Here is an 8581-nt window from a genome sequence, read left to right on the forward strand (position 1 = left end):
GGCTTCCCGGCGCTCCGCACACGCCGGGTGTAAGTCCGACATTTTTTTATTCTGTGCCCTCGAGCAAGCCGTACCTATTCCTTTGTGTTTCATATTGAATTACAGAAATGATTTAGTCTGCCCTCAGGCCGGGCAGGCCCCTACTTTCGGAATCGTCCGAAAGTAGGCAAAGGCCGAGCAGGGGGCGTTTGAATTCCCGGCGAGAGGGTTCCACAAAAGCCCCCTGCACCCCGAGGTATCCCCAAAAGGCCTTTCGGGTACACGCATTCTATGTGGTTTTCATTGACGGAGTCCTACGTTAGCATTCCGTGGAGGAGCGCCGCCTGCGGCGCGGGGGAAACGGCTAAAAGGGCGCTGTGCGCCCCTAAAAGGCGATCATCAGGCCGCCGTTGTCGTTGTAAAAGCTTGTCAGGCCGCGCGTCTGCATGATGGTGATTTTCGTGGTCATGCATACATGCGCAATCTTCTCCTTCAGGCGCTGCGCTCCAACGGGATCGTTGCAGTGGGTGATCACCACCGGCATGCCGGCAAGGTTTTTCCATTCGCTCATAGTTCTTACGATCACTTCGAGCGCCCGTTCTTCCCCCCGGGGCTTCTGCAAAACGCGGATGGTTCCCTCCGGCGTGTTGGAAGCGACGGCGCGGATGCCCAGCGAAGACGCGAGGATACCCGCGATACGGGACATGCGCCCGTTTTTCACGAGATTATCGTAGGAGCCGCAGGAAAAGAGCAGAAAAATGCTGCGGGTATAGGCTTCCGCCTGCTTCACCACGGCTTCAAAGTCCAGCCCGGCGGAAATCAGCTCCTCCAGCTTGCGGAGAATCAGCACAAGGCCGCCCCCGGTGGTGTGGGAATCGATCACATGGATGTCTTTTTCCGGGCTTTCCTCCAGCACCATATTCTTTCCGATCAGCGCGCTGTTGTAGGTTCCGCTGAGCGCGCTCGTCATCGTTACGGCGACGGTACGGTCGCTTTTGCGGAATTCTCTCGCCCATTCCTCGGGCGCGGGGCATGCCGACGAGGACGGCCCTTTAAAGCTTTTCATGTGCGCCAGCATGGCGTTGACGTTTAGGTCATCGTTGTCCGTATATTCGGTACCCCCTACAACGATTTTCAGGGGTACGGCGGCAAAATGCAGGCCGGAATCCGCAAATGCGCTTGAAGGCAGATCGCAGGAACTGTCTGAAATAATTCCCCAGCTCATAAAAGCACTTCCAATTTCCATTTATTATATGGTTTTAAATACCATATATATTGATTTATAATATCATATCAAACGATTCATAATAATTCCCTAAACGATTTATCCATAGGAATTGAAAAATAAATCAAATCGGGTTATACTATTTGACAAACAGATCGCCTTATACGTACAGTTTGCCATTGAATTTCGAGAAAAGGATTGGAGCTGAGCAAAATGTTTGAAGAAATTGCCGCGCAGGCGAAAACGGCGGTAAGCGAGCTTTTAAGCGCCGCGAAACTGAATGCCGGGGATATGCTGGTGGTCGGCTGTTCTTCCAGTGAAATCGGCGGGCACGATATCGGTTCGTCTTCCAGCGTGGAAATCGCGAACGCGGTTTTTGGCGCGATTTACCCTGTTTTAAAGGAAAAGGGGATTTATTTGGCGGCGCAGTGCTGCGAACACCTGAACCGCGCGCTGATTATTGAAAAGGAAGCCGCGCTGAAAAACGGGCTGGAAATCGTAAACGCCGTTCCCCAGCCGAAAGCGGGCGGGTCGTTCGCTTCGGCGGCGTATGCGAACTTCGGGCATCCCGTCGCGGTGGAGGAAGTCTCGGCGCAGGCGGGCATGGATATCGGCGACACGCTGATCGGCATGCATCTGCAAAGGGTGGCGGTGCCGGTGCGTCTTTCCGTACGGAAAATCGGCGAAGCAAACGTAACCTGCGCCCGCACAAGGCCGAAGTTTATCGGTGGCGAGCGCGCGCATTACGATGAAACCATAAAATAACGAAAATTTCCAGTGGTAAAACCCCGTGTTTGGGCGAAAGCTAAACACGGGGTGATTTTTTGGGGAAATCCGTTTACGAAACCGACCCGAACTTAAAGAATTATTTTACTTCCCTTCCCAAAGACGTTCAGAACCGCATTAAGCGCTCCGGGGTCGAAATCAGTACGCTCGGCGAGCTGATGGAGGTTGGCGAGCATTTAAAAGAAACCGGGGGAATTGATGGGAAAGACTGATAATTTTCTCCGTTCGGAGAAAACTATCACCGGAGGTGAATTCTATGGGACCAAAATACAACGGACTCTATGAGCTGATCGAGAACGACAGCGAAGCGGACGATTATTTTGACAACCTGCCGGATTATGTAAAGGAAAGCATCTATGAGCGCGAACAAAATATCAATTCATTTGACAGCCTGCGTGATTACGCGGCGAATCTGATGCGTAACGAATAAAACGAGGGGTGCAGGCGCGCCCCCCGCTACATATTGACAGCGCCCGGGTTTTATGCTACACTTACGAAAATATTTGAAACACTTTGACGAAGAAAGTAGTCCCTCTGAACGCACACAGAGAAGCTTCCGCGGATTTCCGCGCTGAAAGGAAGCGGACGGGAGGCCGGACGAAAATGGCTTTTGAGTGGCGCACCGAGACGGAATCCGTTTAGGCTGCGACGGGATTTCCCGTTAACGAAAGCGGGTATAGGCAGGAAAACTGTAATACCCTTAGAGGCTCGTTCCCGCGAGGGGAGGGCAAATTGAAGTGGTACCACGGGAGAACCCGTCTTCAGAAAAGCGTTTGCTTTCCGAAGACGGTTTTTTTATTTTTACAGAAACCGAAAGTTCTCCGCCCTCTTTGCGCAAATGCAGTGTGCGGGAAATCCGCGGCCAAAACGGCGGAACATTAAATCTATAAGCCCGAAAGGAAGCGTCATTATGAAAATCTGTGAACGGTTAAAAAGCGGCAGGGTAACGGTTTCCTGCGAGCTGTTCCCGCCGAAAAAAGACGGCGAGCTGGATCATGTATGCGAAGTGGTGCGCGATATCGCCGCGCTGAAGCCCGACTTCATGAGCGTAACCTATGGCGCGGGGGGCGGAACTTCGATAAATACCGCCCGTATTGCCGAGGAAATCGAGAGCAGGGGGGTTACGGCGCTGGCGCACCTGACCTGCGTATCCTCCACCAAGGACGAAGTTGCACGGATATTGGAGGAGCTGAAGGAAAAGCATATTGAAAATATCCTCGCCCTGCGCGGGGATATCCCGAAGGATTCCGATTTCCCCTCGCCCGGTCATTACCGCTACGCCAGCGAGCTGGTTGCACAAATTAAGGCGCGCGGCGATTTCTGCATCGGCGCGGCCTGCTACCCGGAAGGGCACATCGAGTGCGCCCACAAGGAGGACGACATCGACTATTTAAAGCGGAAGGTCGAATGCGGCTGCGACTTCCTGACTACCCAGATGTTTTTTGACAACAATATCCTTTATAATTTCCTGTACCGTATCCTTGCGAAAGGAATCAATGTCCCCGTGGTCGCGGGAATCATGCCGGTAACGAACAGCCGCCAGATCAAGCGCATCTGCGCCCTTTCCGGAACGGAACTCCCGCCCCGCTTCAAGGCGATCGCCGACAAATTCGCCGACCGCCCCGCGGCGATGAAACAGGCGGGCATCGCCTACGCCACGGAGCAGATTATCGACCTGATCTCCAACGGAGTGAATTCTATTCACATTTATACCATGAATAAACCGGATATCGCCGCGAAAATCATGGAAAATCTATCGGAAATCATCGGGTGATGCCATGACGGATCGAAACGAAATTCTGCGTTACCTCGGTTTCCGGGGAAAACCGGCGGACGAACGCACCTTGCAGGCCATCGAATCCTGCCTTGCGGAGCTGGAACAGGCGGTCACGCCGCGAAGCATGCACCGGGTTTTCCCCGTTACTTTTTCGGGCGGCGCGGTTGCCATCGGCGGATTCGCGGTGGAAAGCGCCGACCTCGCGAAGCATCTTTCCGGATGCGGGGAAGCCGCCTTGTTTGCCGCCACGCTGGGCGCGCGGGCGGATTTCCTTCTGGAACGCGCCGCGAAAGCCGACATGAGCCGCGCCGTGGTAATGCAGGCCTGCGCCGCCGCCCTTACGGAAAGCGTGTGCGACGAATTCCAACAGGAAATCGCGGAGGAAGCGGCAAAGCGCGGCCTTTACCTTCGCCCGCGCTACAGCCCCGGCTACGGTGACTTCCCCATCCGGTATCAGCGGGATTTTTTAAAGATACTGGAATGCCGGAAAATCGGCCTTTCCATGACGGAAAACTGCATGCTGGTGCCGACGAAATCCGTCACCGCCGTCATCGGGCTCACAAAAGAGAAAACAAGCTGTCATATTGCAAAATGCATGGAATGCCGGTCGGCGGACTGTCCGTTCCGAAAGGAGTGAAAGCATGAGAATACTGGAAGATTTGGGAAAGCGCCTGCTGTTTTTCGACGGCGGCATGGGTACGCTGTTGCAGGAAAACGGCCTTGGCCCCGGGGAACTGCCGGAGCTTTGGAACCTCAGCCGCCCGGAGATCATTTTTGATATTCACAGCCGGTACCGCAGGGCGGGCGCGGACATCCTGAAAACCAATACATTCGGCGCGAACGCGATAAAACTGCACGGAAGCGGCCGCAGCGCGGAGGAAATCATCTTTGCCGCGGTGGAAATTGCAAAAAAAGCCGCAGACGGCGCGCTTGTCGCTATGGATATCGGCCCGACCGGCAAGCTTTTAAAGCCGCTCGGCGATCTTGCCTTTGAGGACGCCGTTTCCGTGTTTTCCGAAGCGGCGGAGGTGGGGAAAAAGGCCGGCGCGGATATTATTCTAATTGAAACCATGAGCGATACCTACGAATGCAAAGCCGCCGTCCTAGCGGCGAAGCAGACCGGGCTGCCGGTTTTCGCCACCATGGTTGCCGACGAGCAGGGAAAACTCCTGACCGGAGGGGACCTCCCCGCCGCCGTCGCGCTGCTGGAAGGATTGAAAGTAGACGCGCTGGGGCTGAACTGCGGCTTCGGCCCGGAGCAGATGAAACGGCTTGTCCCGCAGCTTCTGGACTGCTGTTCCCTTCCGGTGATTCTGAACCCGAACGCGGGTCTGCCCCGCAGCGAGGGGGGCAAAACGATCTTTGACGTAAATCCGCAGGATTTTTCCGCCGCCATGGAGGAAATCGCGCGGGACGGCGCGTGGATTCTGGGCGGCTGCTGCGGCACAACGCCGGACTACATCGCCGCGCTGGTGAAACGGTGCGCGAAAATCCCGCCAAAGCCCCTCCAGAAGAAAAACCGCACGGTGGTTTCCTCCTTTGCGAAAGCCATGGCGTTCGGGGAAAAGCCGGTGCTGATCGGCGAACGCATCAACCCGACGGGCAAGCCGAAGCTGAAACAGGCGCTGCGCGGCGGCGATATGGACTACCTTCTGCGCGAGGGAATCACCCAGCAGCAGAAGGGCGCGCATATCCTCGACGTGAACGTCGGCCTGCCGGAAATTGACGAGCCGTCGCTTCTGCCGCGCGCGGTTTCGGAGATTCAGAGCGTTGTCGACCTGCCGCTTCAGATCGATACCTCCGACCCGCGCGCCATGGAAGCCGCCATGCGGATTTACAACGGCAAGCCGCTGATCAACTCCGTAAACGGCAAGAAAGAATCCATGGAAGCGGTATTCCCGCTTGTAAAAAAATACGGCGGCGCGGTCATCGCGCTTACGCTGGACGAAAACGGGATTCCCGAAACGGCGCAGGGGCGGTATAAAATCGCCGAAAAGATCGTAAAAACAGCCGCGGAATACGGGATAGAGAAAAAGGATATCCTCGTCGATACGCTGGCCATGACCATCAGCGCGGGGCAGGAGAACGCGGCGGTTACGCTGGAGGCGCTCCGCATGGTGCGCGAAAAGCTGGGCGTTTTTACTTCGCTCGGCGTGTCCAATATTTCTTTCGGCCTTCCTCACCGTGAGCATATCAACGCGGTATTTTTCACCATGGCCTTGCAGAACGGGCTGGACGCGGCGATCGTGAACCCCAATTCCGATGAAATGATGAACGCGTATTTCGCCTACTGCGCGTTAAGCGGGAAAGACGAAAAATGCATGGCGTATATCACGCGGTATTCCGAACAGAAAGCCGCCGCCCCCGCGTCCGTTCAAGGCGAGATTACCCTTTCCGAAGCGGTGGCCGGAGGGCTGAAAGAAAGCGCGCGCGCGGCGGCGAATTCCCTTTTAAAAACGACGGAGCCGCTCGAAATTATCAATACCGAGCTGATTCCCGCGCTCGACCGCGTGGGCAGGGATTTCGAACAGGGCGTGCTGTTCCTTCCCCAGCTTTTAATGAGCGCAGAAGCCGCCAAAACCGCGTTTGAGGAAATCCGCGCCAGCATGGGGCAGGAAGCGAGCCGGTCGAAAAAAGAAAAAATTATCCTCGCCACCGTAAAGGGTGATATTCACGATATCGGCAAGAATATTGTGAAGGTGCTTCTCGAAAACTACGGGTATGACGTGATCGACCTCGGAAAAGACGTTCCGCCCGAAACGGTGGTCGGCGCGGCGCAGAAAGACGGCGTGAAGCTTGTCGGCCTGAGCGCGCTGATGACAACCACTGTCGCCAATATGGCGGACACCATCCGCCTTCTGCGCGAAAAGCTGCCTGCCTGCCGGGTGATGGTCGGCGGCGCGGTCTTAACCCCGGAGTACGCCAAGCAGATCGGCGCCGACTTCTACGGAAAAGACGCCATGGCTTCCGTGCATTACGCGCAGGAACTTTTTAAAGCCAATTAAAACAAAAAAGCTGTTCGGCGGGTGCCGGACAGCTTCCCTGTATGAAAGGTTTCTGATAAATGAAATATACCAAAAAAATACCTTCGGAAGATGAAGAACGGAGTAAAAAATTAGCAGCAGAGGGCTGGAAAAAGCTGAAAGAGCCGCCGAATTTAGCAACGGCAACGCTGCTGTCGCTGCCTTTTGCCTTCCTGAACGGGCTGATTGTCATGGGGATTGGGTATGCTTTGTATCCCCCGTTAAGAGAATTTTTCAGGGCCGGAAATAATGGGTACAGCATTGCATTCACAGTGAATTTGTATACCCTGCTCTATATTGTTGCTCTTTATCTTTTTACGGTGCTCCATGAATTTCTCCATGCCTTTTTTATCCCGAATGCACTCAAATCCGACCATGTGTTTTGGGGCATTAACGGCCTTTTTGGGTTTGTTTATACGACCGAAAAAATCAAAAAGGGCAGGTACCTTGTGATAACAATTATGCCTTTCCTCTTGTTATCGGTACTGCTGCCCTTTGTTCTTTCTTTTTTTGGATGGCTGAATGGATACACGATATTTTTATGCTTAGTAAATGCAATGGGGTCTTGCGTGGACTGCTTAAATCTGTGTTTCGTTGCCGTGCAGGTGCCCAAGGGCGCCTATCTTGTGAATAACGGCTCGAAAACATTTTTCAAAGAATGATGAGCGATAAACCTGATTCGAATAAATCGGTATTCTCTAAACTGCCGCTTTTCCACTAAACTTCCTGTGTGGGGACCGTCAATGAAAACCACATAGAATTCGTATACCCGAAAGACCTTTTGGGGATACCTCAGGAGTGCAGGGGGCGTTTGTGGAACCCTCACGCCGGGATTCAAAAGCCCCCGGCTCGTCCTTTGCCTACTTTCGGACGATTCCGAATGTAGGGGCCCGCCCGGCCTGAGGGCAAGCTAAATCATTCCTGTAATTTAGTAGGAAGGGCAAAGAGATAGGTTCGACCTATCAAGAATATAAAATTGTCCCCCCGGCTTGCAGGCAATAAAAAATAAAAAGCTGCCGGCAATTTTTGCTGAACAACTTTCGACTTTTAATTATTAATATATTTTCAATAATTCATTTAAATACGAAATCCCTATTGCAATATTCGAATAAAAGGGTTATAATTTGCTTGCAAGGCATAAAAACAATTGCAATGCAGGAACAGGTGGTGCAAACACCTGTCCCCTGCCTACGGAGCAGACCCTCCATAAGCAACTGAATAATCAGCACATTGCGTTTTCTATTATACCGCCTGTTTCGCTTTTTGTACAGGGGTATTTTTCGAATTTCGCAATGAACTTGATGACGTTGTATATGGAATTGATCCGTATACGGCGTTTTTTTATGCCCTGCAATCGGGCGGCGGGCGTTCACCATTTAATGAGACGGGTATTTTGGGGTGCACCGCTTTACCATATTCCCGCCGCCCGATCTTAAAAAGCGTTCGCCTCTTTTTCACCTCGTGTGAATATAGACCACAAACTCCGGCCTCCCGGCGNGCACCGCTTTACCATATTCCCGCCGCCCGATCTTAAAAAGCGTTCGCCTCTTTTTCACCTCGTGTGAATATAGACCACAAACTCCGGCCTCCCGGCGCCGCATCGCCGGGAGGAAAACCGGGGGCAACCGGGCGAACGGTTCCCCAAACTCTCCCCCCTAGGAGAGTAGATTTTGTCGGCTTCCCGGCGTCCTACACCGCCGGGTGTAAGTCCGACATTTTTTATTTACAAAGGTGCCTTTTCCCCTGAACTACCTCGGAGGAACGTCAATGAAAACCACATAGAAAGCGTGT

The 8581-nt window shown here is 53.5% G+C and carries 8 protein-coding genes; 7 read left to right on the top strand and 1 reads right to left on the bottom strand.

The window, feature by feature from the left end; translation table 11 throughout:
- Positions 1-364 precede the first annotated feature (364 nt).
- Positions 365-1204 (bottom strand): DegV family protein, encoded by an 840-nt coding sequence (locus OUY18_RS13665; RefSeq protein ID WP_268059335.1) that lies wholly within the window; start codon positions 1202-1204, stop codon positions 365-367.
- Between the two features lie 213 nt (positions 1205-1417).
- Between OUY18_RS13665 and OUY18_RS13670 the strand changes: the two genes are divergently transcribed.
- The 7 genes from OUY18_RS13670 (at position 1418) to OUY18_RS13700 (ending at position 7452) form a co-directional block, all read left to right on the top strand.
- Positions 1418-1969, top strand: a complete 552-nt coding sequence (locus tag OUY18_RS13670; protein WP_268059336.1) for a TIGR01440 family protein — start codon at positions 1418-1420, stop codon at positions 1967-1969.
- Between the two features lie 59 nt (positions 1970-2028).
- A complete protein-coding gene (locus OUY18_RS13675; protein ID WP_268059337.1) occupies positions 2029-2202 on the top strand; it encodes a hypothetical protein in 174 nt (57 codons plus the stop codon).
- A gap of 44 nt (positions 2203-2246) precedes the next feature.
- Complete coding sequence (locus tag OUY18_RS13680; RefSeq protein ID WP_268059338.1) at positions 2247-2420, top strand: hypothetical protein; 174 nt, start codon at positions 2247-2249, stop codon at positions 2418-2420.
- Positions 2421-2900: 480 nt separating this feature from the next.
- A complete protein-coding gene (gene metF, locus OUY18_RS13685; protein WP_268059339.1) occupies positions 2901-3764 on the top strand; it encodes a methylenetetrahydrofolate reductase [NAD(P)H] in 864 nt (287 codons plus the stop codon).
- Positions 3765-3768: 4 nt separating this feature from the next.
- Complete coding sequence (locus OUY18_RS13690) at positions 3769-4404, top strand: vitamin B12 dependent-methionine synthase activation domain-containing protein (RefSeq protein ID WP_268059340.1); 636 nt, start codon at positions 3769-3771, stop codon at positions 4402-4404.
- Positions 4405-4408: 4 nt separating this feature from the next.
- Positions 4409-6772 carry a homocysteine S-methyltransferase family protein gene (locus tag OUY18_RS13695; RefSeq protein WP_268059341.1) on the top strand — a complete coding sequence of 788 codons (2364 nt, stop codon included), beginning with the start codon at positions 4409-4411 and terminating at the stop codon, positions 6770-6772.
- 59 nt (positions 6773-6831) lie between these two features.
- Entirely contained in the window at positions 6832-7452 is a 621-nt protein-coding gene (locus tag OUY18_RS13700) for a DUF3267 domain-containing protein (protein WP_268059342.1), read from the top strand.
- Positions 7453-8581: the final 1129 nt, after the last annotated feature.

It is taken from the genome of Caproiciproducens galactitolivorans, assembly GCF_026672255.1.
In the GTDB taxonomy this organism is placed as follows: domain Bacteria; phylum Bacillota; class Clostridia; order Oscillospirales; family Acutalibacteraceae; genus Caproiciproducens; species Caproiciproducens galactitolivorans_A.

Coding starts and splice junctions, on each gene's coding strand:
- OUY18_RS13690 (WP_268059340.1), top strand. CDS start 3,769: ATGACGGATCGAAACGAAATTCTGCGTTACCTCGGTTTCCGGGGAAAA.
- OUY18_RS13680 (WP_268059338.1), top strand. CDS start 2,247: ATGGGACCAAAATACAACGGACTCTATGAGCTGATCGAGAACGACAGC.
- metF (WP_268059339.1), top strand. CDS start 2,901: ATGAAAATCTGTGAACGGTTAAAAAGCGGCAGGGTAACGGTTTCCTGC.
- OUY18_RS13665 (WP_268059335.1), bottom strand. CDS start 1,204: ATGAGCTGGGGAATTATTTCAGACAGTTCCTGCGATCTGCCTTCAAGC.
- OUY18_RS13700 (WP_268059342.1), top strand. CDS start 6,832: ATGAAATATACCAAAAAAATACCTTCGGAAGATGAAGAACGGAGTAAA.
- OUY18_RS13695 (WP_268059341.1), top strand. CDS start 4,409: ATGAGAATACTGGAAGATTTGGGAAAGCGCCTGCTGTTTTTCGACGGC.
- OUY18_RS13670 (WP_268059336.1), top strand. CDS start 1,418: ATGTTTGAAGAAATTGCCGCGCAGGCGAAAACGGCGGTAAGCGAGCTT.